21 protein-coding genes are annotated in these 24655 nt (G+C 72.5%); 18 read left to right on the top strand and 3 right to left on the bottom strand.

Annotated elements, in window-relative coordinates; translation table 11 throughout:
• Nucleotides 1–226: 226 nt before the first annotated feature.
• From ACZ7OI_RS10025 to ACZ7OI_RS09965, 13 genes are all read left to right on the top strand, one after another.
• Nucleotides 227–2782, top strand: coding sequence for a helix-turn-helix transcriptional regulator (locus tag ACZ7OI_RS10025; protein WP_470263811.1), 2556 nt, complete (start codon nucleotides 227–229; stop codon nucleotides 2780–2782).
• Nucleotides 2783–2998: 216 nt separating this feature from the next.
• Entirely contained in the window at nucleotides 2999–3721 is a 723-nt protein-coding gene (locus ACZ7OI_RS10020) for an HAD family hydrolase (protein ID WP_470263810.1), read from the top strand.
• Between the two features lie 950 nt (nucleotides 3722–4671).
• Nucleotides 4672–5499, top strand: coding sequence for an IclR family transcriptional regulator (locus ACZ7OI_RS10015; RefSeq protein WP_470263809.1), 828 nt, complete (start codon nucleotides 4672–4674; stop codon nucleotides 5497–5499).
• 764 nt (nucleotides 5500–6263) lie between these two features.
• Nucleotides 6264–7076 (top strand): universal stress protein, encoded by an 813-nt coding sequence (locus tag ACZ7OI_RS10010; protein WP_470263808.1) that lies wholly within the window; start codon nucleotides 6264–6266, stop codon nucleotides 7074–7076.
• A gap of 157 nt (nucleotides 7077–7233) precedes the next feature.
• The gene (locus ACZ7OI_RS10005; protein ID WP_470263807.1) at nucleotides 7234–7635 is read left to right on the top strand and encodes an Hsp20/alpha crystallin family protein; all 402 of its coding nucleotides are present in this window, start codon (nucleotides 7234–7236) and stop codon (nucleotides 7633–7635) included.
• A 145-nt stretch (nucleotides 7636–7780) separates the two neighbouring features.
• Nucleotides 7781–8269: a universal stress protein gene (locus ACZ7OI_RS10000; RefSeq protein WP_470263806.1), complete on the top strand. Its 489-nt coding sequence runs from the start codon at nucleotides 7781–7783 to the stop codon at nucleotides 8267–8269.
• 10 nt (nucleotides 8270–8279) lie between these two features.
• A complete protein-coding gene (locus tag ACZ7OI_RS09995; protein WP_470263805.1) occupies nucleotides 8280–8948 on the top strand; it encodes a CBS domain-containing protein in 669 nt (222 codons plus the stop codon).
• 717 nt (nucleotides 8949–9665) lie between these two features.
• The gene (locus ACZ7OI_RS09990) at nucleotides 9666–10466 is read left to right on the top strand and encodes a universal stress protein (RefSeq protein WP_470263804.1); all 801 of its coding nucleotides are present in this window, start codon (nucleotides 9666–9668) and stop codon (nucleotides 10464–10466) included.
• Between the two features lie 291 nt (nucleotides 10467–10757).
• Nucleotides 10758–11048: a DUF1918 domain-containing protein gene (locus ACZ7OI_RS09985; protein ID WP_470263803.1), complete on the top strand. Its 291-nt coding sequence runs from the start codon at nucleotides 10758–10760 to the stop codon at nucleotides 11046–11048.
• A 69-nt stretch (nucleotides 11049–11117) separates the two neighbouring features.
• Nucleotides 11118–11726, top strand: a complete 609-nt coding sequence (locus tag ACZ7OI_RS09980; protein ID WP_470263802.1) for a CBS domain-containing protein — start codon at nucleotides 11118–11120, stop codon at nucleotides 11724–11726.
• Nucleotides 11723–12607, top strand: coding sequence for a universal stress protein (locus ACZ7OI_RS09975; RefSeq protein ID WP_470263801.1), 885 nt, complete (start codon nucleotides 11723–11725; stop codon nucleotides 12605–12607). The genes ACZ7OI_RS09980 and ACZ7OI_RS09975 overlap by 4 nt, the downstream gene beginning before the upstream one ends.
• Before the next feature lie 433 nt (nucleotides 12608–13040).
• Entirely contained in the window at nucleotides 13041–14756 is a 1716-nt protein-coding gene (locus ACZ7OI_RS09970; RefSeq protein ID WP_470263800.1) for a sensor histidine kinase, read from the top strand.
• A 64-nt stretch (nucleotides 14757–14820) separates the two neighbouring features.
• Nucleotides 14821–15474 carry a response regulator gene (locus ACZ7OI_RS09965; protein ID WP_470264308.1) on the top strand — a complete coding sequence of 218 codons (654 nt, stop codon included), beginning with the start codon at nucleotides 14821–14823 and terminating at the stop codon, nucleotides 15472–15474.
• 144 nt (nucleotides 15475–15618) lie between these two features.
• Here the strand turns inward: ACZ7OI_RS09965 and ACZ7OI_RS09960 are convergent, their stop codons facing one another.
• Entirely contained in the window at nucleotides 15619–16599 is a 981-nt protein-coding gene (locus tag ACZ7OI_RS09960) for an Acg family FMN-binding oxidoreductase (RefSeq protein ID WP_470263799.1), read from the bottom strand.
• A 135-nt stretch (nucleotides 16600–16734) separates the two neighbouring features.
• Here ACZ7OI_RS09960 and ACZ7OI_RS09955 point away from each other — a divergent pair, with 135 nt between their 5' ends.
• Entirely contained in the window at nucleotides 16735–18453 is a 1719-nt protein-coding gene (locus ACZ7OI_RS09955) for a GAF domain-containing sensor histidine kinase (RefSeq protein WP_470263798.1), read from the top strand.
• Nucleotides 18454–18595: 142 nt separating this feature from the next.
• Here ACZ7OI_RS09955 and ACZ7OI_RS09950 read toward each other — a convergent pair whose 3' ends face one another.
• A complete protein-coding gene (locus tag ACZ7OI_RS09950; RefSeq protein WP_470263797.1) occupies nucleotides 18596–18910 on the bottom strand; it encodes a dsRBD fold-containing protein in 315 nt (104 codons plus the stop codon).
• Nucleotides 18911–19265: 355 nt separating this feature from the next.
• On the opposite strand from ACZ7OI_RS09950, the gene ACZ7OI_RS09945 reads away from it, so the two are divergent.
• The 4 genes from ACZ7OI_RS09945 to ACZ7OI_RS09930 all read left to right on the top strand — a co-directional run bounded on the left by ACZ7OI_RS09945 (nucleotide 19266) and on the right by ACZ7OI_RS09930 (nucleotide 23860).
• Complete coding sequence (locus tag ACZ7OI_RS09945; protein WP_470263796.1) at nucleotides 19266–19991, top strand: GAF and ANTAR domain-containing protein; 726 nt, start codon at nucleotides 19266–19268, stop codon at nucleotides 19989–19991.
• A gap of 73 nt (nucleotides 19992–20064) precedes the next feature.
• A complete protein-coding gene (locus ACZ7OI_RS09940) occupies nucleotides 20065–20829 on the top strand; it encodes a GAF and ANTAR domain-containing protein (protein WP_470263795.1) in 765 nt (254 codons plus the stop codon).
• A gap of 262 nt (nucleotides 20830–21091) precedes the next feature.
• A complete protein-coding gene (locus ACZ7OI_RS09935; RefSeq protein ID WP_470263794.1) occupies nucleotides 21092–21490 on the top strand; it encodes a hypothetical protein in 399 nt (132 codons plus the stop codon).
• Between the two features lie 741 nt (nucleotides 21491–22231).
• On the top strand, nucleotides 22232–23860 hold the full coding sequence (locus ACZ7OI_RS09930; RefSeq protein WP_470263793.1) for a carboxylesterase/lipase family protein: 1629 nt from the start codon (nucleotides 22232–22234) through the stop codon (nucleotides 23858–23860).
• A gap of 66 nt (nucleotides 23861–23926) precedes the next feature.
• On the opposite strand, the gene ACZ7OI_RS09925 is transcribed toward ACZ7OI_RS09930, so the two are convergent.
• Nucleotides 23927–24583 (bottom strand): SDR family oxidoreductase, encoded by a 657-nt coding sequence (locus ACZ7OI_RS09925; protein WP_470263792.1) that lies wholly within the window; start codon nucleotides 24581–24583, stop codon nucleotides 23927–23929.
• Nucleotides 24584–24655 lie beyond the last annotated feature (72 nt).

Below are 24655 nucleotides of genomic sequence, written 5' to 3'. Positions count from 1 at the left end.
GTCCGCTGCTGCTCACCGATCCTCCTGCGAGATTCGTGGCGGGTTCGGCGCACGGCCGAGGTTCTCCCTGTTGGCCGATAGCCCGGGCCGGGGCGCGGGCACTAACCTGTTCCCGCTTGCCCGGCTCATTTGCCGGTTTGTCCCGGGCATCAAATAAACCGGAAGATAACGGGTGCGAGCATCCGTAGAATTACCGCAATTCGCTGGTCGGGCGAAGGGGGAGAGCGTGCTCGAGAAGGAGTTTGTCGGCAGGTCGGCGGAACTGGCCGCGTGCCTGGACCGTTCGGCCGCGGTGACCGTGGTGGAGGGGCGGCCGGGGATCGGGAAAACCCGGCTGCTGGCCGAAGTCGCCCGGCGCGCGCCGGATCCGGTGTGCGCGGTGCCCGCGGCCGGACCCGGGGGACCGCCGGGGTTCGCGCGTCGTCTCGCGCAGGTGCTCGGATCGGAATCGCTGGTGGTCGTCGACGACGCGCAGTGGGCCGACGAAGAGTCCTTGCGGCTGTTGATGTCGCTGGTCCGAAGACCGGACGGCGACCGGCGGCTGGTGCTGTCGGTGCGCGACGGGCAGCAGCAGCCCGCGCTGACCCGCCTGCTGCACGCCGAGCGAGTCCCAGCCCGTTACGTGACCTTGCCCGCTTTCACCGACGACGAGGTCGCCCGGCTTTTGCCCGGGCACGACGACGTCGAGCGGGCGCGGATCGCCGCCGCGGCCGAGCGCATCCCGCTGTACCTGTTGCTGCTGGCCGATTTGCCGCCGCACGAGTGGCCGGGACAGGACGACCGCCTGGCGGCCGAAGACCGGCCGATGCTGCCGGCGGAACGTGTGCTGTTCTCCGAAGTGTCTGCGCTGCCGGAGCCGGAGCGGCTCGTCGTGCAGGCGGCGGCGTGCGGCGGCACCGCGATCGACGCGGACCTGGTCCAGGCGATGACCGTGCTGCCGAGGGCCGAGGTCGGCCACGCGATCGAACGGCTGCTGTGCCGCGGCGTGCTGGCCGGCGGGGCAGCGGGGCTGCGGTTCCGGCATCCGCTGGTCCGGGCCGCCGCCGCGCGGCTGGCCGGACGAGGCTGGGCGGCGGGCGCTCACCACCGTGCGGCGGCGTACCTGCGCGAACTCGACGCGCCGCTCACCGTGCGCGCCTACCATCTCGAGAAATCCTTGTACCGCCACGATCTGGTCGCGGTCGGAGAGCTGGCTTCGGCGGGCGAGGAGGTGCTCGGGACCGATCCGGCGGCGTGCGCCCGCTGGCTCGGCGCGGCGGTGGCGAACCTGCCGGAGCGGATGCGCGGCGGGCACGAGCACTGCCGCCTGTCGGTGCTGCGCGCCGAAGCGCTGCTGGCCTCCGGGCAACCGGCTGGGGCGCGTGCGCTGCTGGCCGCGTTGCCCGAGTCGCCTCGCGTGCTGGCGCTGCTTTCGCGGTGCGAGCACGCACTCGGCCGGACCCGGCGCGCGCGGGCGATCGCCGAGGCCGCGATCGCCGCGTCGGGGAAGGCGGACGCGCGGGCGCAGCTCGAATTGGCACACCTGGAGCTGCTGGACGGAGACGCCGCGGGCGCGCAGGAACGGCTTCGCCGGACCGCGGCTGACCCGGGCGCAGGGCCTGCGGTGCGATCCGCGATCGCGGCGCTCGCCGCCATCGGGCTGGCCTGCGCCGGGCGGACCGCCGAAGCCCGGCACGCCCAGCAGGCCGCGGCCGACGGATTCGACCTGCTCGACGACAGCGAGCTGCGTTCGGTGCTCTACACCGTGCCCGCGTTGTGCTGGGCCTCCAGTTTCCTCGACGACGACCGGCGTGCGCTCGCCCTGGTGGACCGGGCGCTGCCGCTGAGCGCTGCCGGGCTGCCGTTCCTGTATTCAGTGCGCGGCTTCGTGCTCTGGAAACTGGGCCGGCTCGCCGCGGCGGCGGAGGCGGCCACCGAAGCGGAAAGCGCCGCGACCCGGTTCGGCCACCACGACGTCGTGCCGATGGCCGCCGCGATCCGGCTGCGGGTCCTGCTCGCGACCGGAGATCGCACGGCGGCCGAACAACAATGGCGAGCCGTGGAGAAGATGCCGCGACCGGCTGTCGAGTGGTGGCGGCGGACGGTGGAGCACATCCTCGCCGAGGCCGGCTTCGACCTCGGGATGCTGCCCGGCGCCGTCGAGCAGCCGGTCGAGCGGACCGCGAATCCGTTGCTGGTGGCCAGATTGGCGCGGGATTGCCGGGTCGCCCTCGCCGAAGGAGCGCCCGCGGAGGCGCGCCGGCGGGCGTCCGAGGCGATGGAACGGGCCGCGGCGACCGGCCTGAACAGCGACCTCGGCATCGCGCTGCTGGCGCGCGCGACGGTGCTGGCAGCGGAGGCCGACCTCGCTGCCGCGCTGACGGACGCTTCGGCCGCGGCGGTCGCGTTCGGCCGGGCGGCGATGGCGCTGCACCGCGGCCGCGCGGTTCTGCTGGTCGCGGAAGTGCTGGGCAGACAGGAAAACTTCGATGCCGCGACCCAGCGGATCGGCGAGGCTCGGGAGGTGTTCCGGAGCGCGGGCGCCAGCGCGTCGCTGCGCGAGACGACGAAGGTGCAGCGGCGGTTGGCCGGGCGGCGCAAGCTGGAGTCGCCGGCGGGCGGACGGGCTCTTTCGCGCCGGGAGCGTCAGGTGGCGGAAATGGTGGTGCGCGGGTTGACGACCAAGGAGATCGCGGCGGAGCTGTTCCTCAGCCCGCGCACGGTGGACGCCCATGTGGCTCGGGTGCTGAACAAACTCGACCTCACCACCCGCGCCGGGATCGCCCGCCGGTTGATCGGCTGACGCTGGCGATTCGAGTCCCCGGATCGAAGCCCTCGAGGATGTTTTCCGATTATTACCCCGTTTCCGGGGGCCGATCCGGGACGGGACAGTGGTGTCCCGGGGCATGGAACAAGCGGCCGGTCCCGGACCCGCGCCGTTGTACTGTCAGCCCGGAAAATCGCGGAAAGCGCTCTCAGCGGGGCCGTTTTCGTGGATGCGACGGATCAGGGTGAACTCATGAACTGCTGCGCGACGAAATACGCCATTCTGGACTTGGACGGAACTCTCCTTCCCGGGCACACTTCGAGGCATTATCTGCGGGTTCTGCTCGACGACGGCACCTGCGACCGGCAAGCGGGGCTGTCCTGCCTGGAGGCGATCGACCAGTTCGCCGCCGAGGAGAAATCGCCGCCCGGGCTGATGGACGAGATCTACCGGCTGTACGCGCTCGCGATGAAAGGGGCGTCGGTCGCGCAGGCCCGCTTCGCCGCGGAGAAAACCTGGCGGGCGAGCCGGGGAAAGCTGTTTTCCTTTGTCCCGGAACTGCTTTCGCTGCTGCGGGCGAGCGGATACCGCGTCCATCTGCTGTCGGGCAATCACGATTTCCCGGTGCAGGAGGCGGCGATCGACCTCCGGCTCTCCGGCGGGCACGGCGCGGTCGTGGAAGTCGCCGACGGCAGGTTCACCGGACGTCTCCTGTCCGCGCCCGGCGCGCCCGGCGGCAAACTCGCGTTCGTGCGCTGCCTGGCCGAGGCGGCCGGGTTCGGCGCGGAGAACTTCCTCGCGATCGGGAATTCCGCCTCGGACGCGGAGATGTTCCCGTGCGTAGGCAAGGCCGTGGTCTTCGAACCGGACGCGGAGCTTCGGCGGCTTTCCGCCGGCCAGCCCTGGCCCGTGGTCGACCGTCGCACGATCCTGCGGGTCTGCGAGCGAGTGGTCGCCGGCTCGGAGGCTGCGTGACGGACACTCCGCTCGCGTCGGGAAGACCGCGCGCCCGCTTCGGATTCGCGGGCCGGTCGCGCGATGGCGGAGAAGAACGCGTTGCATGCCACCATGATCGCGATGGATAGCGTAGCTGGCTGACGCGGTCCCGCCGGTTGCCTGTTCGTTCGTCGTGCGGAAGTCAAGGCCTTGTTCCGGGAGCTGGAACATCGCTCTGCGTCCTCGTTTGGTCGCTCGCCGTCGACCGAGTGCTGGTATGGTCTTTCGGCGGAGGCGCGGCGGGAGCCGGAACCGGTCCCGCTGATTCTCCCGAGGCCGGCACGGACGACGCCAACCCCCGCCGTCGTGGCCGGCCCGCCTGATCGTGGTTTCGGAGCCGGATTCGCCCGCCGATCGCGGGGACGCCGGGGCCGAAGCGGCGCCGCCCCGGAATCCGCCGCCGCGTCCCGGCGAAAACGCGGGATTGCCCGGAATATTCTCCGGCCTGGTGGACGAGGCGCCGGGTTTTCGTGCGATGTTTCCGTCAGGTTCTTCGACGGACGAAAACAGTGGGATGCGCAATTGTCACGGTCCGCGAACACGATGGCGCGCAAACGCGCAATGGTCACGCAGGGTGACCAGTCGCGCCCGGTTCAGGGGACGGGCAGGTCGCCTGGCGAGGCGTGCAGGCCAACGCGCTGCGCCACTGGGGCGATCTGTTTCAGTGAACGGGTGCGTCCGGTTGTGCCGGACGCGCTCCTGGGCAAGCATGAAGCTTGCGCGCGCCCGGCGCGAGAACAGGACTGCATCAGGAAAGACGCCGGTCGCGGACGAATCGGGCGGCAGCGAGGCGCGGTGCCGCCCGGGAGCGGCGGAGCGCGACGGGACCGCACTGGGCGGCGGTGCCGGGACGGCGCCCCGCGCGCGGGAGCGGGACTCCCCGGCGTCGCGCGCACGAGGGACTTGTGGATTCGGTGGAGGTTGCGGTCGTGACTGTGAGCGACGATAACGGACGGTGGGCTTGTACGAGCGTGGTGCCGCGAAGGCCGATTCCCCGCGCGCTTTCGATCCTGAGCGCCATTCGCGATTCGGGCGGGATCGAAACGCTGAGCGAGATCTCGCGGTCGACCCGGTTGCCGAAAAGCACGGTGCACCGGCTGCTGGCCGAGATGCAGGGATACGGAATGGTCGTGCGGGCCGGATATCATTACCGGCACGGGGAAGCCGTGTGCCGGCTCGCGAGACCCGGTTCCACGCAGGAACTGCAACGTCTTCGAAGAGGCATTCTCCCGTCGCTGATCGACATTCACTGGCGGACCGGCTACCTGGTCGGCCTCGGCGTGGCCAGCGGCAATGTCGTCGATTTCGTGCATTTGATCTACAGCAGCGGCTACTGTTCGCTCGCCGAACGGATAGAAAACGATTCCCAGCTGGCGAACAGCGCGGCGGGAAGAGTGCTGATGGCGTTCGACCCCGGCCTCGCCGCGCGGTTCGCGGTGTTCGCCGGCTACCGCGGCGAGGACGAGAACGGCGGCGGGCTCCCGGCGTGGCTGAGCACGGAACTGCGCGAGATCCGGCGGCGCGAGGTGTCGTTCAACCCGCGAGTCCCCGGCGCCCTGCTCGCCGCGGCGGTCCCGGTCTTCAACGTGACCGGGACCGCCGTGGCCGCATTGAGCGTCGCGGCCCCGCGCCGGGTGTTCAATTCGCGGGAAGCGCATTCGTCGCTGCAGGCGACCCGGATGACGGCACAGCGAATCCTCCGCGAAACGGTGGCGGCTGATTGGCGGAGTGCGAAACCCGGCCGTCCGGTGGAATAGCGGCGACGCCGAGGTGGGCCGGAAGGCGGAACTTCGCGCGGGGGAATGGAGCAATGCGGCGGGCGGCGCGCTGAGCTGTCGGTGAGGCGGCACCGCATGGGCTTTCGGGGGGCCTTGTTCGGCGGCGGCGAAACTGGCGGGGCGGTGCGTTTCTGCTGGGCTGGTTCTCGGTCCGATGACGGCTGGCCTGTGCAGGCTGTGTTGTCGCGCGGGGCGGTGGGGTGTCCGCGGGGCGGTGTGCTTGTGCCGGACTGGTTTTTGGCTGGACGTCCGCTGGACAGGAACGGCATCGCAGGCGGAATGCTCTTGCTGAGCACAGATTTTCGGCCCAACATCGGCTGATCGGGCCACGCCGTGCCCTCGCTCGGGTCGGCGGGGTGTCCGCTGGATGGCGGGGAAAGCGGGCAGATTCTGTTGTACCGGAAGGTTTTCCGGCGTCCCGTCCGCTGATCGGCGCAGGCCGTGCCAGCGGGCGGAGCCGCGACCTGCTCGCCGAACCCGCGCGGAGGGCCGCAGCGCCTTTCGCGCTGGGACCAAAGACTCCCGTGCCGCGGACGTCCGCCCGCAGTGGGGCCGGGGCGCGGCGGCCTAGCGTCGGCCGCTGGACGACCAGTGACCGGCCGGAGGAGGCATGTGATGGACGAGGAGCGGAGGTCCCCCTCATCGGGGGCTGCCCGCGGCCGGCCCGCCGAACGCGGCAAGCACGGCGCCGCGATCTGCCGGCGGACCGGAGAACAGCGCGGGGACAAGGAGAACCAGGAGCCATGGCGGTGAGCCGGCCGGTGGTCGCCGGGGTCGACGGGTCCGCGGCCGCGCTCGCGGCGGTCCGCTGGGCGGCGGTCGAGGCCGGACGGCGCGGCACCGGGCTCGTGGTGTTCCACGCCGAGCTGTGCGACGACCCGGACCTGCTGCCGCACGGGAAACCGCCGGGCGACGCCGAGCTCCTGATGGAGCCCGCCCGCCGGTTGCTGCGGCAGGCGGCGGAAACCGCCCGGCAGGCCGCGCCCGCGGTTCCGGTGCGGATGTGCGTGCGGCTCGGGACCGCGGCCGAACTGCTGGCCGCGCTGTCCGACGAAGCCGGGTTGCTCGTGCTGGGCGCGCACGGGCTCGGCGGGGCGCGCGGCGGGGCGATCGGGTCGGTGGCGCTGCGAGCGGCCGCGTCCGCGCGCTGCCCGGTGGTGGTGATCCGGGGCAGCGCGGCGGTGGGCGGGCCGGTGGTGGTCGGCCTCGACGATTCCGACGGCGGCGAGCGCGCACTCGCTTTCGGCTTCGAGGCCGCCGTTTCGCGCGGAGCCGGGATCGAGGCGGTGCACGCGTGGCACGACGGTCGCCCTGGCCGGGAAGCCGGACTGCGCGAGCAGGTGGCTGCGTGGTCTCGCAAGCATCCGGTCGTGCCGGTGCGCGTGCATGTCGTGCGGGTGCGCTCGACGGCGCGGGCGCTGTCCGGGATTTCCGCTGGTGCGCAGCTGATCGTCGCGGGGGCTCGGGCGCGCGGTCCGGTGGCGGGCGGGCTGCTCGGCTCGACGGGGTATTGGCTGCTGGCGCACGCGGCCTGTCCGGTGGCGGTGGCCCGCTGAGCCAAGTCCTCAGTGGACAGTGCCCGGCATTCGCGGAGCGAGGTCCGCCCGGTCTGTGACTTTCGGCCTTCGTCTTCGGGCAGTCCGGCCGCGTCGCGGCGGCGGGCGGAAGCGTTTCCTGGAAGGGCGACACCGTTTCCGAGAGAGGAGTGCGCACATGACGTCACTGTTGCCCGGTTCCCGGATGGCGCTGCCGAACATCGCCGCCTGGCTCGACCGGCCGTGGCCGTTCGCCGACCACAACCCGGTGCGCATCGAGGAGTTCACCGACGGCGGGACCTACACCGTCCGCGCCGAACTGCCGGGATTCGACCCGGAGAAGCACATTTCCGTGACGACCCACGACGGGATGCTGACCGTCGAGGCGGACCGCGAGGAGCGCAAGCACCTCGACGGCCGCAGCGAATTCTCCTACGGCAAGTTCAGCCGCACGGTCCACGTGCCGGCCGGGGCGGTGACCGCGGAGGTCGCCGCGCGCTACACCGACGGCATTCTCGAGATCTCCATGCCGCTGGCCGGGCAGCCGCACGAGAAGCGGATCAAGATCGACGTCGAGTAGGGCCGCGGAGCCGTCTGGTCCGCTGTGGACAGTCCGGGTGCCTTCGGTCCGGGCAGGTCGCACGCTGGCCGGACGCGAGAGGAGCAGTTCATGACCGTCGCCGGCGGGACGGCCCGGCGGGCCGGTCGGATGCGAGGAGCGGACCATGACCGCCGCTGACGAACACGAGATCGTCGTCGGCGCCGACGGCTCGACAGGCAGTTCCGCCGCGGTGCGCTGGGCGCTCGCCGAGGCTGCGGCGAGCGGCCGGACGGTCGCGGTCCTGCGCGCCTGGACTTTCGACCTGCTCGCGGACCTGGAATCGGCAGTCGCCCGCTCGCACGAAGAGATCGCGGCCCGGTACCGGCACGAGCTGGACGCGACGGTCGCCAGGGCGTGGCCCGGCGCGGATCCGGCCCGGGTGCGGACCGCCGCCGTCGACGGCGCACCCGGTCCGGCGCTCGTCCGCGCGTCCGCGGGCGCGGCGATGCTCGTGCTGGGCAGCCACGGGCACGGCCGGGTGCTGCACCTGCTGGTCGGCTCGGTTTCCGAGTACTGCCTGCGGCAGGCGCGCTGCCCGGTGGTCATCGTCCCGGCCCGCTCGGCCGAAGAACGCGGGCCGCTGCCGGACATTCGCCCCGATCCCTTGCTGTGAGGAGACCGAGATGAAGAGAACCCGCGAGGTCCGCGCGGTGATGACGGCCGACGTCGCCGCGGTCGAACCGGGGACGCGCCTCACCGCCGCCGCCGCTGTGCTGGAGCGGCGGGGCGTGGGCGGCGCGCCGGTGGTCGGCGAGGACGGCCGGGTTCTCGGCTTCGTCACGCGCGGCGATCTGTCGCGGCGGCAGTCCCGCCGCTTCGGACGCCTCGTCCGGCGCAAGGCCGGTGCGGTGGCCGAGGTGATGTCGACGCCGCCGGTGACCGTCGGGGCGGACGACGACGTCGTGTGCGCGGTCCGGCGGATGAATGCCGCCCAGGTGCACCGCCTGCCCGTGCTCGGCGCCGACCGAACCCTGGCGGGCATCGTCTCGCGCGGCGATCTCGGCAGGCTGTTCCTGCGGCCGGACGACGAGATCCGCGACGAGGTGCGCGACGAGGTCCTGGACCGGGAGCTGTGCCTCGACCCGGCGTCGCTGGACATCGTGGTGCGCGACGGCGTCGTGTCGCTCACCGGCACGGTCGAGCGCCGAAGTGTCTTGCCGGTGATCCCGGTGATGCTGGCGCTGGTCGGCCGCGTGGACGGCGTGGTGGCGGTGAAGGAGCATTTGCGGGTGGGAGTGGACGCCCGGATCGCCCTGGCCGACGAACCGGCCGCGGGCGCAGTGCCCGGGTGACTCCCGGTTCCCCGTCGCCCGACGGGAAGAGCGGCCGCTGTCCTTTTCGGACGGTGGCCGCTTCCCGTGCCGGGCGGAGCGGCCGGACGACGGAGTGCTGGCGGCGATACCTGGCACGGACTTGCTCGCCGGATCGCGCACGGGGAGTGTGGGGCCGGAAGACGGGCATCGCGGAGCGGGCGGCGATCCGTGACCGCATCTGTCCACAGTGGACCGGTCGTGAGACGCCTGGCTTGTGGCGGTGGGTTGGTCGGTTCGGTTGACGTCCGTGGTGCGTCTTGAGGCCGTGGTGCCACTGAAATCTGTCCACAGTGGATCGATGCGGATCCGGTCGTGGTGTGCCCGCTGGGCATGATTCCTGGCCGGGAGTCCGGCGGCTCGGCAGCGAGGCGGTGCGGCGGCCCGGCTGGATGATCGGAGCGGTCGGCGGCCCGGCAACCCCATCGCCTCCGCGCAGCCGCCGGAATCCGCCCGCCACGGAACGCGCCCCGCAGCTCGCCAGCACGGTCCCGCTCGCACCTGCGGCCCCGAGCCCGGCCCCGGCTTGAACGCCCGTCGGAAAAGACCCCGGCTAAAAGACCCGTCCCACCACCCCCACCCACCCCGGAGATGCGCTTTCGTCCCTGCGGGAAGGGACTTCGGCCCCTGACGGAGCCCACCAGGGTGGGCCACCGTGGACGCGGCTGCCGGAACCGGCGGCGGGAAGGGGCGGCGGCGGTGTCCCGGAAGAAACCCGGCAGCGCGGTGCTGGTCGGGGTCGACGAGTCGGAGGCTTCGCTCGCGGCGGTCCGCTGGGCGGCCGGCGAAGCGGTGCGCCGCGGCTGTCTGCTGCAGCTGTTCCAAGCCGGGACCTCGGCCGAGGACCAGGAAGCTCGCGAGCGGTTCGCCCGTGCGCACCGGTGGCTGAGCCGCGCCGCGCAGGTCGCCGAGGAGTCGGCGCCGGGGGTGGAGACTCAGCCGGTCGTCCGGGCCGGGCTCGCCGTTGACCTGCTTGTCGAGAGGTCGCGGTCGGTGTCGCTGGTGGTGCTGGGTGCGCACGGGCTCGGCGGGTTGCGCGGGGCGGCGATCGGCTCGGTCGCGCTGCGGGCGGCGGCCTGCGCGTACTGCCCGGTGGTCGTCGTGCGCGGGCGCGCGGCGGCGGGCGGGGCGGTCGTGGTCGGGGTGGACGCCGACGAGCGCGTCGGGGAATTCGCCTTCGAGGTCGCGGCGAGCAGGCAGGTGCCGCTCGTGGCGGTGCGCGCCTGGCGGTCCGACCGGCCGGGACGGGCTGCCGAGGAGGATCGCGCGCTGCGGGAGTGCACTGCCGCGTGGGCGGACAAGTACCCGGAGGTCGCGGTGCGGATCCGGGCGGTGCGGGAGCGTTCGCCGGGACGTGCGCTGCTGGCGGTCGAGGGCGCGCAGCTGGTCGTGATCGGCAGCCGGGGCCCGGTCACTGGCGGGCTGCTCGGGTCCACCGGGAACCGGCTGCTCGCGCACGCGGCGTGCCCGGTCGCGGTCGTCCGCGGGGAGCTTCGGTGAGAGAGCGGGGAAAGCCTTGCGAGCACGGGACATCACGACCCGCCCGGCACCCTGGTCGAGAACGCGGTCGCGGCGCTGCCCGCAGCGTTCCGGGAACAGCAGGCCGGGATCGTCAGCCGCCGTGAGGAGGCCATCGCCTCCCGGCCGCGCTGCTGAGCGACTGCGCCGGGCACCGGAACGACTGGGCGAGGCAGGCCGCCGTCCTGTCAAAGCGCTCGCACTGACCGCACAAGGCGTTGCCGCGGCGGAACTTTCCCCGCGGCGGTGATCCGTCCGGACCGAGGAGGAGCGATGCGCGCACAGCCCGGCGACTGGCTGGTGGTGAAGAGCGGCCGGGCGGAATTCCCGGACCGGCACGGCCGCGTCGTGGCGGTCGGGACCCCGGACGGCGGCCCGCCGTTCACGGTCCGCTGGTTCCTCGGCGGCTACGTCTCGACGATCTACCCCGGCCCGGACGCGGTCGTGCTCACCGAGGCCGAACGGAACGCCCCTGCGCCGAACGGCGGAGCGGCCCGGCGTTCCCGCCGCGCCGGGAACCGTCCCCGGCGCGGCACAGATGACGTTGGTCCTTCGCGCCGGTGACTCCGGACCGGCGTGCCCGGTGCCGTCGGTCGCCTAGTTTCGAGCCAGTGCCAGGAAAGGACGGGTCTGATGCGCGCACGCGATCTGATGTCCTCGCCTGCGGAGACGGTGCGTCCGTGGACCTCCGCCGACGAGGCTGCCGAGCTTCTCGCCGAGCGCGGCTTCCCCGCGCTGCCGGTGGTGGACGACGACGGGCGGCTCGTCGGCATCGTCACCCAGGCCGACCTCGGCCGCGACCGGGGCCCGGGACGGTCGTGGGCGTCCCGGTGCCGTCCGTACCACCCCGGCGCGATCGAGACGACCGTCGGCGCGGTGATGACCTCGCCCGCCTCCGGGATGCCGCCCGGAGCCGGCCTCGCCGACGTCTGCCGGGAGCTGGTGGACTCCAAGAGCCAGGCGATGCCCATCGTCGAGGGCTCCCGGGTGGTCGGCATCGTGACGCGCGGCGACGTGGTCCGCGTGCTCGCCCGCGCCGACGCCGCGATCGCCGCGGACGTCCGGCACCGGCTCGAGGTCTACGGCGGGACGGGGCGCTGGAAAGTCGAGGTGCACGAAGGGATCGTGCGCATCACCGACCGTTACGACGAGGAAGCCGACCGCGATGTCGCGAAGCTGCTGGCGCTCGCGGTGCCCGGCGTGGTGGCGGCGGACCCGGCGGGCGACGGGTCGGACAGGTGACCGGCCGGAACCGCACGGTGCTCGTCGGGATCGGCGGATGGGACGGCGCGGCCGAAGCGGTCCGGTGGGCCGCCCGGCTCGCCGCGGGCCGCGATCTCGAACTGGAGCTGGTGCACTGCCTGCAGACCGCGGTGCCCGCCGGATTCGCCGGGCCTGGACCGCTTTTCGAGGACGTGCCCTCCGACGGCGGGCTCCTCGCGCCCGCCGGGGAGGACCTGGCGGCCGACGCGCTCCGCGTCCGCAACGAGGTCTACACCGATTCCGCGCCCGCCCTGCTGATCGACCGGTCCCGGGAGGCCCGGATGGTCGTGCTCGGCCGCACCGGGACCGACGGGGTCGCCGGCATGCTGGCGGGCGCGGCGACCGCGGCGGTCGTGAGCGGCGCGGGCTGCCCGGTCGCGGTGGTCCGCGGCCGCCGCGGCGACGGCCCGGTTCCGCTCGACGGCCCGGTCGCGGTCGGCGTCGACACCAGCCCGAACAGCGAGGCGGCGATCGCGGCGGCGTTCGAGGAGGCCAGCTTCCGGCGGGTCCCGCTGGTCGCGGTGCACGCCTGGGCCGACGTCGTCTGCGACGCGATGGAGCGCACCGCGCGTCCGGTGCCGGAGCGGGAAACCCGCCGCCAGCCGGTCGAGGAACGGCTGCTCGCGCACCGGCTCGACGGCTGGCAGGAGAAGTACCCCGACGTCGAGGTGCGCCGGAAGCTGGTCCGCGACTGGCCGCGGCAGGTGCTGCTCGACGAGTCGGAGCGGGCCCAGCTGATGGTCGTCGGCAGCCGCGGCCGGGGCGGGTTCGCCGGGATGCAGCTGGGGTCGACCAGCCAGGCGCTGATCCACCACGCCTCGTGCCCGGTCCTCGTGGTGCGGCCGGAGGCGCGTCGCTGACCGGCTGCGCCGACATCTGGCGAAATGGCAACAACCGCGGCGATACGGGAAATACCCGGATGGCGCAACGGCAATTCCGCCAGGGCCGGTCCGAAGACCGGGATTTCCGCCGGAAGAACCATTCCGCCGCCGTTCGCGGCCCCGATCCGGGGCAGGCCGGCCACTCCGTCCGGCCTTGCGCCGCACCGCCGGACGCGCCCGATTCCGCCGGTCGGCCAAGGGAATCGCGCCCCCGGGCCGGGTGCGGCCCCGACGGTTCCTGGTGTGATTTCCCGGCCGGGAGAAACCCGGCACGCGCGTTTTCCCGTGCAGCGCCGAAAATCGCCGCCGGTACCTTTTCGCGCGCTTGACGGCCCCTCGCACGAGCCGCGAGACTGAATTCCCAGTGGCGCCGCGCGGACGGGACGCGGGGGCCGGACGGGCAGGAGCCGGGGTGAACCAGCGGGACGCACCCGAAGAAACGAGGCTGACGTTCCCCGATCAGCCGAGGATGGAACTGGACCAGCTCCTCGGCGAGCTGGTGGAGCGCGCCCAGGAGGTCATCAGCACGCAGGGCAGGCTGCGCGGGCTGCTGCGCGCGACCCAGTCCATCACCGGCAGCCTCGCGCTGCCCGCGCTGCTGCGCAGGCTCGTGGAGTCCGCGTGCGATCTGGTCGGGGCGCGGTACGCGGCGCTGGGGGTGGTCGGAACGGACGGGCGGCTGGCCGAATTCGTGCACACCGGGATGGACGCGGAGGCGGTCGCGCGGATCGGCAGGCTGCCCGAAGGCAAGGGCCTGCTCGGCGCGGTCGTCGAGGACCCGCGCCCGGTCCGGCTGGCGCGGCTGCAGGACGACCCCCGCTCGACCGGGTTCCCCGAGGGGCATCCGCCGATGACGAGCTTCCTCGGCGTCCCGGTCCGGGTGCGCGGCGAGGTCTTCGGCGACCTCTACCTCGCCGATTCGGCGCAGGGCCGGTTCAGCGAGGAGGACGAACAGCTGGCGCTCGCGCTCGCCGCGGCGGCGGGCAGCGCGATCGAGAACGCCCGGCTGTACGAGACCGCGCGGAACCAGCAGGAATGGCTGCGCGCGTCCGCGGCGGTCACCCGGGAACTGCTGTCGGCGGACCTCGGCGATCCGCTCGGCCGCGTCGTGGACTACGCGCGGTCGCTCGCGTCCGCGGACCTGGTTTCGGTGACGCGCCCGGCGGAGCGGGACGGCTACCTCTTCGTCGAACGCGCGGTCGGGGCGGGCGCGGAGCAGCTGGCCGGCCGGGAACTGCCCACCGAGTCCACTGTGGCCGGCACGGTGTTCGCGCGCGGCGAGCCGCGGATCGCTTCGTGGCCGGACGAGCTGTCGCGGCTGTCCGTTCCGTCCGTGCTGACCTTGAACCTCGATTCGGTGATGCTGGTGCCGCTCGCCGGGAACGGGACGGTGGCCGGGGTGCTGACCGTCGCCCGGCGGGCGGGCCGCCCGGCGTTCACCGCCGACGACCTGGAGATCGCCGCGTGGTTCGCCGATCAGGCGGCGGTGGCGCTCGAACTGGCGCAGGTGCGGGCCGAACGCGAGGACGCCGCGCTGCACGACGAACGCGACCGGATCGCGGCGCGGCTGCACGGCGAGATCCTGAACCGGCTCTACTCCGCCGGGCTGTCGCTGCAGACCACGGCAGGGCTGGCCAAATCGGCGGTGGTCGCGGCCCGGCTGCGCGAAACGATCGCCGACCTCGACGACGTGATCAATCACGTGCAGCAAACCGTTTTCCGGCTGGACGACGTCCTGCCGCCCGCCCCGGAGCCGATCCGCGACCAGGTGCTGCGGGTGCTGGCGGAGGCGCGCGAGGAGCTGGGGCTGGCGGTGTCCACGCAGCTGACCGGGAAACTCGACCGGGCGCCCTCGGACGTCGTGGTGCGGTTGCTCGCCGACGCGCTGCGGCTGGTCGCCCGGCACACGCCGGCCGAATCGGTGGAGGTCGAGATCCAGGCGGAAGCGGCGCGGACGACGGTGACCGTCCGGTACGAGGGCGCCGACGACCTCGCGGTGGCCGCCGCGCCCGGGCTGGCCGCGCTGGCGGAGCAGGCGAGCCGCCGCGGCGGGACGCTGACCGTGGCGGGCGGTTCCCGGCTGAGCTGGTCAGTGCCGGTGAAAACCCCGCCTCCGCCGGGGGATTGACGACCTCCGAAAGCGCCGGAGCGCCGTACTCTCGACGGACGGACCCAAGGTGGGAGAAGAACCGATGCTGCGGGTATTCCTGGTGGACGATCACGAGGTGGTCCGGCGCGGGGTCGCCGACCTGCTGGAGGAGGACCCGGGGATCGCCGTGGTCGGCCAGGCCGGCGACGTTTCGCAGGCGCTGGCGCGGATTCCGGCGCTGCGCCCGGACGTCGCGGTGCTTGACGTGCGCCTGCCCGACGGCAACGGCATCGAGCTGGCCCGCGAACTGCGGACGCTGTCGCCGGACCTGAAGTGCCTGATGCTCACCTCCTACACCGACGAACAGGCGATGCTCGACGCGGTGCTCGCCGGCGCCGCCGGGTACGTCATCAAGGACATCAAGGGGCTTGATCTGATCTCGGCGGTCCGGGACGTCGGGGCGGGGAAGTCGTTGCTGGACGCGCATGCGGCGGCGGCGTTGATGGCGAAGTTGCGCGACAGTGCGGAAAAGCAGCGGGGTCCGTTGGCTCAGTTGTCCGAGCAGGAGCGCACGTTGCTGGGGTTGATCGGGGAGGGGCTGACGAACCGGCAGATCTCCGAGCGGATGTTCTTGGCGGAGAAGACGGTGAAGAACTATGTGTCGCGGTTGCTGACGAAGCTGGGCATGGAACGGCGTACGCAGGCCGCAGTGCTCGCGACGGAGTTGCGCGGCCGTCCGCGTCGGCCGGGTGGTTAGCCGCTGAACGGCGAGGGAGTCCGCGGGACAGGCGCGGCGTCGTGGCCGAGGTACCGGACGAGATGGGGCCAGAACCGGCGGTCTGTCGCCGGGTCGGGGGCCGGTTGCGCGGTGAAGGAGGATTCGATCGGCGGATCGGCCGGATCAGACGCTGAGCGGAGACGGCGCGACGAGGACGTCCTCCAGCGCGCGGCGCGGCGTCCGGGGCACCGGGGCGCCGTAGCCGAGGCGGAGCACGATCTGCGGCCAGAGTCCGCCGCCGAGCAGGTCCCGGAGGCGGGCGCGGATCGCGGGCACTTCGACCGGCTGGGAGATGAACGAGGCGTCGATCCCCTCGGCGGTGGCGGTGAGCAGGACCCGCTGCATGGCTTGTCCGGCGCGAAGCCGGTCGATCGGCTGGTCGGCGAACGTCCCGACCACGACGACCAGCGGCTCGGCGCCCGGTGCGCGGGAGCCGCCGCCGTAATCGCGCAGGACCCAGGTGTCGTCGGCGGTGATGGCTCCTCCGGCCGCGAACGGGACGCCGTCGCGCCGGTTGCGCCCGCGCCCGGTCCAGCGCTGCCATTCGGACCGGAAAGCCGGGTCCCCGGTCTGGAGCCGGTGGCTTTCGCGGATCAGCTCCTTGAGCCCGGCGAGCTGGTCCTCGTCGAGCCGCGGCAGCCAGGCGTGCTCGACCTCGGCCGCGTGCCGCAGCGCGCCCAGCGTCCCGCCGGGAACCGGTTTGGCGGTGAACGGCGTGCGGTTGGTGTGCCGCAGCGGGATGGCCTCGGCCAGGGAGGCGAGCTTGCGGTCGGTCGCCGCGGCTGCCCGCGGGCGCACGAGAGCGAGCAGGTCGGGATCGCCGCGGCGGGGGAAGTAGCTGACGGCCGGATGGACGCCGGTCGCGTGGATCGCGGCGCGCAGGTTGAACAGGGCCGCGCCGCAGGAAAGCAGCAGTTCGCGCCGGTCCGGGTCGGCGACGGGCAGCGTGCGGTCGGCGTCCGCGTGCACTTCGATGCCGGTCGGCCCGACGCTGAACAGCCAGGGCTGGGTGTTGTGCGTGGAGGGGGCGAGCGTGGCGCTCCGCAGCACCGACACCACTTGTTCGGCGCGGAGCCGGCCGGACGGCGCCACCTGAAGGGTCATCCTTCTCCCCGGGACCGCGAAACGCGGGACACTGTGTCGTGTGTGGTCATTCGCTCCAGCATGCGTCCGCCGGGCGAGGGCGCACAGGGGCGAAAGTCATCTGTCTGAGGACGCCGAGCTCCGAAAGCAGGTCTGATGCCGGAAACCGGAGAGGGCGCCCGGAAGCTGTCCGGAACCCTGTCGCAGCTGCGGCTGCGGGAGACGCTGCGCGACCTGCAGGAGCGGATCGAGCTCTTGATCGGCACCCGGGACAAGATGGACGGCCTGCTCGAAGCCGTGCTGGCGGTGGCGTCGGGACTCGAACTGGACGCCACGCTGCGCCGGATCGTGCAGGCCGCGGTGGACCTCGGCGAGGCGCATTACGGCGCGCTGGGCGTGCTCGGCGACGACGGCACGCTGGCCGAGTTCGTGTACCTGGGCATCGACGCCGAGACGCGGGAGCGGATCGGGCATCTGCCGGAGGGCCACGGCCTGTTGGGGCTGGTGATCGACGACGCTAAACCGTTGCGGCTGAAGGAGATTTCGGCGCATCCGGCGTCGGTCGGCTTCCCGGCGAACCATCCGCCGATGCACTCGTTCCTCGGCGTCCCGGTGCGGGTGCGCGACGAGGTGTTCGGCAATCTCTACCTCACCGAGAAGAAGGACGGGGCGGATTTCACCGACGACGACGAGGTGGTCGTGCGGGCCCTGGCCGCGGCGGCCGGGATCGCGATCGAGAACGCGCATCTCTACGAGCAGACCCGGCTGCGGCAGCGCTGGCTCGGTGCGACGAGCGAGGTGACCACGGAACTTCTCGGCGGCACGGATCCGGTGGACGCGCTGGAGCTGATCGCTGGCCGGGCTCTGGAGCTGACGGGTTCGGATGTCACGATGCTGGCGTTGCCGGGCACGGGCAGGCTCGGCGCCGACGAGGACTGGGAAGCCGATTCCGTCGAGCTGACTGTCACCGTGTGCGCGGGCGGCGGCGACCACCTGATCGGGCTGCGGATGCCCGTCGCCGGGACGGTGGCGGGCGCGGTGTTCCGGGACCGGACCCCGCGCCGGATGGCCGAGCTCGAGCTGTTCGCCGGCCGCGGCCGAGGTCCGGCGCTGGTGGTGCCGTTGCGCGCGGCCGATCACACCGCCGGGGTGCTGATCGCGTTGCGGGATCCGGGGTCGGCGTGGTTCGAGACCGCGCAGTTGCCGGTGCTGGCGTCGTTCGCCGACCAGGCGGCGTTGGCGTTGCAGCTGGCGGCGCAGCAGCGGGCGGCGCGGGAGCGGGACGTGTTGTCCGATCGGGATCGGATCGCCCGGGATCTGCACGACCATGTGATTCAGCGGTTGTTCGCGGTGGGGTTGTCGATGCAGAGCACGCAGCGGCGGACGAAAACGCCGGAGCTGCAACGGCGGTTGCAGGAGAGCATCGATCAGATGCACGAGATCGTGCGGGAGATCCGGACCGCGATTTTCGATCTGCACGGCGGTGCGGCGGGCGGGGTGCGGTTGCGGCACCGGTTGCACGACGCGATCGCGGAACTCACCGACGACGCACCGCTGCATCCGACCGTCAGCATGGCCGGTCCGCTCGACGCGATGCCCGCCCAGCTGGCCGAGCACGTGGAAGCGGTCGTGCGAGAAGCGGTCAGCAACGCGGTCCGGCACGCGGACGCCTCGGCGCTGTCGGTTTCCGTAGCGGTCCGGGACGAGGTGGTGCGGATTTCGGTGGCCGACGACGGGAAGGGACTGCCGGAGGACGTTTCGCCGAGCGGGCTGGGGAATCTGCGGGAGCGGGCGGAATCGGCGGGCGGGGAGTTCACGGTGGGGGCGCGTCCGGGGGGCGGGGTTCGGCTGGACTGGTCGGCGTCGTTGAGCTGAGCGGGAGAGGGCGGTTTCGCGGGAGATCGCGTCAGGCGCGTCCCGCGAGCGAGGGCCGAGCGGTGCGGACCCCAGTGCCGGACGAGCGGTGTCGCCGGAGGGCTTTTCGCCTGGCGGGCAGGGGAATCCGCGCCAGGGGAGGTCACGCTCGGAGGGGGTCCGGGCGGTGGTCGGCGGCCCGGACGGCCTGCCCCGCCGCGCTGAGCTGGTTCAGTTCGGCGTCGACGTCCATGGCGACCGCTTCCATCAGCTCCTGGGAGAGATCGCAGAGGGCGCGCCCGGCGGCGAGGTAGCCGGCGACGTGCGTGAGCCCGCGCCCCTCGACCGCGCCGTGCGCGAGGCCGTGGCCGGAGAATTCGTCCCCGTCGGCGGTTCGCAGCACCGCCTGGGCACGGGTGTAGTGCGCCGTCTGGTCGAACGCGATCGCGAGTGTCCATTGCCGCGGGGTCTCGGTCATGTCAGCTCCGTTCCGGGTCCACCGTCGCAGGCCCGTCCGGGGAGGAAAAGGGCCGGAAGTCCTCTGCGCGCACCGCTCGGCACGACGGGCGGGACGGGGCAGCGCCGGAGGCCGCCGCCCTCTGACCACGTTTCCGGTCCGTTGATCGTCCACTGTGGACTCTTCGGGGTGCGGCCGGACGGCGCTTCGCGCGGCGACTGTCCATTGCGGACGGAACGCCGCCGGCCGTCCGCAGCGGCTCCCGCTCCGGCGAGGCTCCGGCGGCGGGCGGCCGGACCGGGGTAGACTGGGGAAGCCGTTCAACGCTATTGCGGAACTCGGCAGGTGCCGGATCCGGGAGGGCGGTGAACATGCGGTGACGGGAGTCGGTGATTTCGCCGAAGCGGTTTCGCCTTTGCTTCCCGAGCTGCTGGCCGCGCTGCGCGAAGGGCGCGACGCTACGGTCCCGCTGGCCGGGGTGTGCCGGTCGGTCGTCGAGCTGATGCCGGTCGACGGAGCCGCCGTTTCGCTCATGGTCGAGGGAAGGCATCGCATGCTCGTGCTCGCCACCGATCCGGTGATCGAACATCTGGACGCGGTCCAGTTCAGCCTGGGCGAGGGCCCGTCCTTCGAAGCGTTCGGAAGCGGCAGGCCGGTGCTGGTCCCGGATTTGGCCCGGAACCTTCCCGCGGCGTGGCCGGTCTTCGCCACGGAAGCGGGGTCCGCCGGAATCGGAGGCATATTCGCGTTCCCGCTGCGGCGCGGTGCGGTGACGCTCGGTGCGGTGGACACCTACCGGCGCGCCCCGGGGTGGCTCTCGGACGACGATCTGGCGACGATTCTGCGCGGGGCCGACCTCGTCACCAGCGTGTTGCTGGCCGTGGTCTCCGACGGACTCGACGGGCACGCCTGCGACGGGCTGGCCCGGGAGGGGGCCGCGGTGCACCAGGCCACCGGGATGATGATCGCGGAGTTCACCATCCCGGCGGAACAGGCACTTGCCCGGCTGCGGGCGTACGCGTATGCCAAGGGAAGGCTGCTGGACGAGGTCGCGCGCGACCTCGTCTCCCGGCGATTGCACCCGAGAGAGCTCGAAGCGTGAAAAGCCGCGCGGACCGCCGGGTTCCCGGCAAGGCAGGCGGGCGGACGCCGCCGAGAAGAGGGAAGAGGTACCGATGAACGACAGGTTCGCGGGCGTGGTCGCGTCATCCAGCGAGAACGAGCTGTTGCGCGCGTTCGTGGACATGGCCGACACGCTGGTCGACGAATACGACGTGGCGGATTTGCTGCACCGGCTCGCGGAATACTGCGTGACGCTGCTCGGCGCCTCGGCGGCCGGGCTGCTGCTCGCGGACCAGCGCGGCGGCCTGGAGGTCGCGGCGTCGTCGGACGAGAGCAGCCGCGCGCTGGAGCTGCTGCAGCTGCAGACTGAGCAAGGGCCGTGCCTGGACGCCTACCGCAGCGGCGAACTCGTGCGCATCGAGGACTTGACGGCGCACACGGCCCGGTGGCCGGTGTTCGCCCCGGAGGCGGCCGCGGCGGGGTTCCGTTCCGTCCAGGCGCTGCCGTTGCGGCTGCGCGGGCAGGTGATCGGCACGTTGAACCTGTTCGGCCGGGGCACGAGCCCGGTGTCCGGGCCCGCGCTGGGCGTGGCCAGGGCGCTGGCGGACATCGCGACGATCGGGATCCTGCAGGAACGCGCCATCCGGCGGGGAGAACTGCTGACCGAGCAGTTGCAGTACGCGCTGAACAGCCGCGTCGTCATCGAACAGGCGAAGGGCGTGCTGGCGCATGCCGGCGGCCTGGAGATGGAGACGGCGTTCGACCGGTTGCGCGCCTACAGCCGCAAGAACCGCGAGCGGCTCAGCGAGGTGGCCGCCTCGGTGGTGCGCAGCGAACTCCGGCCGGAGCAGGTCCTCGGCGACGGCGACGCCATCTGACTCCCGGTCGCGCAGCGTCACCCTGACGCGCGCGAATCCACCCGGAACGATGCCCGCGGTCCCGCTCTGTGCACCGGAATCGCGGGCGGGCGGGCGCGGCGGCCCCAACGGACGTCTTGGCAATGCCGGGCGCTCGCGGTTACGGTGGGTTTCCCGGGGCGGGGTCACGGCGGCCCCGCCTGGGACGCGCAGATGCCGCGTGCCCTAGCCCCTGGCTTTCTGACATCTGCGACATGGAACCCGTGACTGTTCGGAGTGTCTGATGTCGCATTCGTCCCCTGAAATGATTTTCCGCGCCCCGCGCCGGAAAGCCTGCGAACATTGCGGCGAGCAGGTCCCGCTCGGGAAGCTGCAGACCGCGCTCGTTCCCGATTCCTCGCGCGTCGATTCCGCGGATTTCGCGCGGCACGGCCAGCGGCTCGTCCACGCGTGCGGCGACGAGCACATGGCCCGGCTGGTGGAGCGCGCCCGCCGGAACTGGGTCGACGGGCAGTGGTGGTTCGGCCTGCTGTGCCTGGCCAGCCGATCGGCCGGGCAGGTTTCGCTGCCCGAACTCGCCCGCCTGGCCCGGCTGTCGGACGGACAGCTCGACGCGGCCCTGGAGTGGAACGCCGGGGAGGTGCATCCGCTGCACCGCTTGCCCGGCGGGCAACCCTGCTGACCGCCGGTGTCCCCACCGCTCGCCTTCGGCTTCCGGCGGGCGCGGAAGCCTGCCCTCGAACGCCGGGCAGTCCGGTTCTCGTCTTCGAGATTCCGCCTACGGTAGGGCCGCGCCGTTCCCGGCGGGAGGGCCGGAGGTCCCGGACGTGAGGGCGGGCGGCCCGAATCGGACTGCGGACCGGACGCCCGCCGGGTCCGCTCGCGTTTTCCCGCGGATTCCGGCGTCGCCGCGACCCGGAGCGACCGCATTCGTCGAACGGGATGCCGACCCCCGACAAAGACCATTCTGCCCGGGAATTTGACACCTTCCGCGCGACCGAACGGAGGTTGTGCGTTTTCCCGCCGCGCCCAGACTGGAAACCGGGCGGGAACGAGGGTGTCCGTGCCGTTTTCGGGCGAAGGCCGAGCGCACGCCGGTCCGGAGCGCGGTCGCCGCTCGTCTTTCGTCCCGGCACCCGGCGAGGCAGGGCGAGGGAATCCGGACGACCGGGTCGGGCCGTGGCGGCGACCGGCCGGGTGAAGATCCGTCCCGCGCCGCGCCGGCCGGGCTCCGATCACGCGTTCGCGGTCGTGGAGCACCCAGTCGGAGAAGCCGAATCCCCTTTCCCCGCCGGGGAAATGACGGAATCCGGTCCGTCGCGATCATTTCCCGCTGACGCGGGCCGATCGCGACGGTGCGCACCGGATCCGAATCAGCGGCCAGGGCATCCAGCCCGGAGAACACCGACTCTAGGGAGGACGGATGAGACTTGACGGGAAGGCAGGCGTCGCGCTGGCGGCGGTCGCGCTGGCGGCGACATCGCTGGCTGGCGCGGCGGCTGTGGCAGGCCACCGGGCCGAGGCCGCGCCGCCACCGGCGCCGTCGTGCTCGCCGAACACGACGGTGGCGACCGACGACGGCCCGGTGTGCGGGATCGCCGGCCCGGACGTCCGGTCGTGGGAAGGAATCCGGTTCGGCGCGCCTCCGGTGGGCGCCCTGCGCTGGGCTCCGCCGCAGCGGCCGGCCAAGTGGACCAAGCCGTTCGCGGCGACCGCGCCGGGCAACGCGTGCCCGCAGCCGGCCGGCCTCGGCCCGGGATCGGAGACCGAGGACTGCCTGAACCTGAACGTCCGGGCGCCCGCCGACGCCGGGCACGGGAAGCTTCCGGTGATGGTGCAGCTGCACGGCGGCGGATTCCTGTTGCTGCAGGCGCAGAACGCGAGCCGGCTCGTGACCGAGGGGCGCGTGATCAGCGTCGAGGTCAACTACCGGCTCGGGATTTTCGGGTTCCTGGCGCACGCGGCGTACGGCGAGCACTCGGGCGATTACGGGCTGCAGGACCAGCAGGCCGCGCTGCGCTGGGTGCAGCGCAACATCGCGAAATTCGGCGGGGATCCGCACAACGTCACGATTTACGGCGCTTCCGCGGGCGGGTCGAGCGTCTGCGACCACACCGTCTCGCCGACCGCGGCGGGGTTGTTCCAGCGCGGCATCAGCCAGAACGGCGAGTACAACTCGTTGCTGGGCACGGACATCCAGTGGCAGCCGCAGGACTGCAAGGCGGACCTGCCCGACGAGGAGCAGGCCCAGCAGGCCGGGGCGCGGTTCGCGAAAGCGCTCGGCTGCGAGGCCGACGCCGGTGCGTGTTTGCGCAAGGCCCCGGTGGCGGCTCTGCTGAAGCAGGCGGGCAACGGGATGAAACCGGACAGCGGGACGATCGCGCCGATCGTGAACGGGACGACGCTGACGCTGTCGCCGGGTGAGGCGTTCGCCAAGGGCCGGGTCAACAAGGTGACGCTGATGCACGGCGTGGCCCGCGACGAGGTCCAGCTGCCGTCCGCCTCGACCCCGGAGGACTACCGCAGACTGGTGGCGCAGCAGTACGGCGAGCACGCCAAGGAGGTCAGCGAACTCTATCCGCTGAAACGATTCCCGAACCCGGCACCGTTCCTCGCCTTCCGGACCGTCGTGGCCGACTCCAACTCGGTCTGCCCCGCGGTGCTCAACGACGAGCGGCTGTCGCGGCACATCCCGGTTTTCGCCTACGAGATGGACGACACCGACGTGCCGCCCGTGTTCTTCCTCGACCCCACCAAGCCGAACGGCGCTTACCACGTGGCCGAGGGGATGCTGCTGACGCCGCCGCCGGGAATGAAGCTCACCCCCAACCAGAAGGTGCTCTCCGACCAGCTGGTGGCGCAATGGACCGGCTTCGCCCGCACCGGCAACCCCACCGTGGACGGCACTCCGCGGTGGGATCCCTTCACCGAGAGCAATCCGGTCGTGATGTCCCTGAACGCGGCGGGGGACAGCCAGCTCACGACTGAGATCCCGCGGCAGCACCGGTGCGACGGGCTGTGGAACCCGTTGTCGCCGTTCGTCCGGCCTTGACGATGTGCCGGTACCGGCGGGCTTCCGCCTGCCGGTACCGGTTCTTCCGGCATTCCGGCATCGCGCTCAGGGGCGGCCGCCTTCGAGGTGGATCGTTTCGCCGGTGAGGAATTCGGCCCGCAGCATCCAGAGCACCGTTTCGGTCACGTCGGCAACCGTGCCGGTGCGGCCGACGAGGGTTCGCCCGGCGGCGTTCGCGAGGAAGTCCGGTTTGGCGTCGCCCTTGGCGTCCCAGGCTCCGGAGTCGACGATTCCCGGCGACAACGCGTTGACCCGGACCGGCGCGAGTTCGGCGGCGAGGTGCCGCGCGGCGAACGAGGCGGCGCCGTTGGTCACGCCCGTCACGACGCTCCTGCGCGCCGGACGCCAGCCGACCTGCCCGGAGAACAGCAGGAGCGACCGCCGGATCGTGAAGTGCTTCGCGAGCAGCAGAGGCCCGATGACCTTGGCGGCGAAGGCGTCGACGGTCTTGTCCCGGTCGAGTTCGCGAACCGGAACGGCGTGGGGCGCCGCGGCCGTGTTGACGACGTGATCGACCGCCCCGAGTTCGGCCGCCGCGGCGGCGATGGTCGCCTCGTCGCGCAGGTCGACGTGCAGCCCGCCGGGCCGATGGGACGCGACGCGCACCTGCGCGCCCTCGGCCGTCGCGGCCTCGGCGATCGCCGTGCCCAGATGCCGTCCGCCCAGCACCAGCACCGTTTGCCCGGCCAGCCCGTTGCCCATGGTCCTTCTCCGTTTCCTCGGTTGTCGTGGCCGACGTAGGCTATGGAAAAGTAACCAGGTACTTCAACGTAA

The sequence above is a fragment of the Amycolatopsis sp. NPDC114503 genome (genome assembly GCF_055633655.1).
The sequence above is the reverse complement of the archived record's forward strand: the minus strand, read 5'-3'. Positions and strand labels throughout refer to the sequence as shown.

What these genes read in the sequence shown, in the direction of transcription:
- ACZ7OI_RS10020 (WP_470263810.1), top strand. Translation starts at nt 2,999, where the DNA reads ATGAACTGCTGCGCGACGAAATACGCCATTCTGGACTTGGACGGAACT.
- ACZ7OI_RS10010 (WP_470263808.1), top strand. Translation starts at nt 6,264, where the DNA reads ATGGCGGTGAGCCGGCCGGTGGTCGCCGGGGTCGACGGGTCCGCGGCC.
- ACZ7OI_RS10005 (WP_470263807.1), top strand. Translation starts at nt 7,234, where the DNA reads ATGACGTCACTGTTGCCCGGTTCCCGGATGGCGCTGCCGAACATCGCC.
- ACZ7OI_RS10000 (WP_470263806.1), top strand. Translation starts at nt 7,781, where the DNA reads ATGACCGCCGCTGACGAACACGAGATCGTCGTCGGCGCCGACGGCTCG.
- ACZ7OI_RS09995 (WP_470263805.1), top strand. Translation starts at nt 8,280, where the DNA reads ATGAAGAGAACCCGCGAGGTCCGCGCGGTGATGACGGCCGACGTCGCC.
- ACZ7OI_RS09985 (WP_470263803.1), top strand. Translation starts at nt 10,758, where the DNA reads ATGCGCGCACAGCCCGGCGACTGGCTGGTGGTGAAGAGCGGCCGGGCG.
- ACZ7OI_RS09980 (WP_470263802.1), top strand. Translation starts at nt 11,118, where the DNA reads ATGCGCGCACGCGATCTGATGTCCTCGCCTGCGGAGACGGTGCGTCCG.
- ACZ7OI_RS09965 (WP_470264308.1), top strand. Translation starts at nt 14,821, where the DNA reads ATGCTGCGGGTATTCCTGGTGGACGATCACGAGGTGGTCCGGCGCGGG.
- ACZ7OI_RS09960 (WP_470263799.1), bottom strand. Translation starts at nt 16,599, where the DNA reads ATGACCCTTCAGGTGGCGCCGTCCGGCCGGCTCCGCGCCGAACAAGTG.
- ACZ7OI_RS09955 (WP_470263798.1), top strand. Translation starts at nt 16,735, where the DNA reads ATGCCGGAAACCGGAGAGGGCGCCCGGAAGCTGTCCGGAACCCTGTCG.
- ACZ7OI_RS09950 (WP_470263797.1), bottom strand. Translation starts at nt 18,910, where the DNA reads ATGACCGAGACCCCGCGGCAATGGACACTCGCGATCGCGTTCGACCAG.
- ACZ7OI_RS09940 (WP_470263795.1), top strand. Translation starts at nt 20,065, where the DNA reads ATGAACGACAGGTTCGCGGGCGTGGTCGCGTCATCCAGCGAGAACGAG.
- ACZ7OI_RS09935 (WP_470263794.1), top strand. Translation starts at nt 21,092, where the DNA reads ATGTCGCATTCGTCCCCTGAAATGATTTTCCGCGCCCCGCGCCGGAAA.
- ACZ7OI_RS09930 (WP_470263793.1), top strand. Translation starts at nt 22,232, where the DNA reads ATGAGACTTGACGGGAAGGCAGGCGTCGCGCTGGCGGCGGTCGCGCTG.
- ACZ7OI_RS09925 (WP_470263792.1), bottom strand. Translation starts at nt 24,583, where the DNA reads ATGGGCAACGGGCTGGCCGGGCAAACGGTGCTGGTGCTGGGCGGACGG.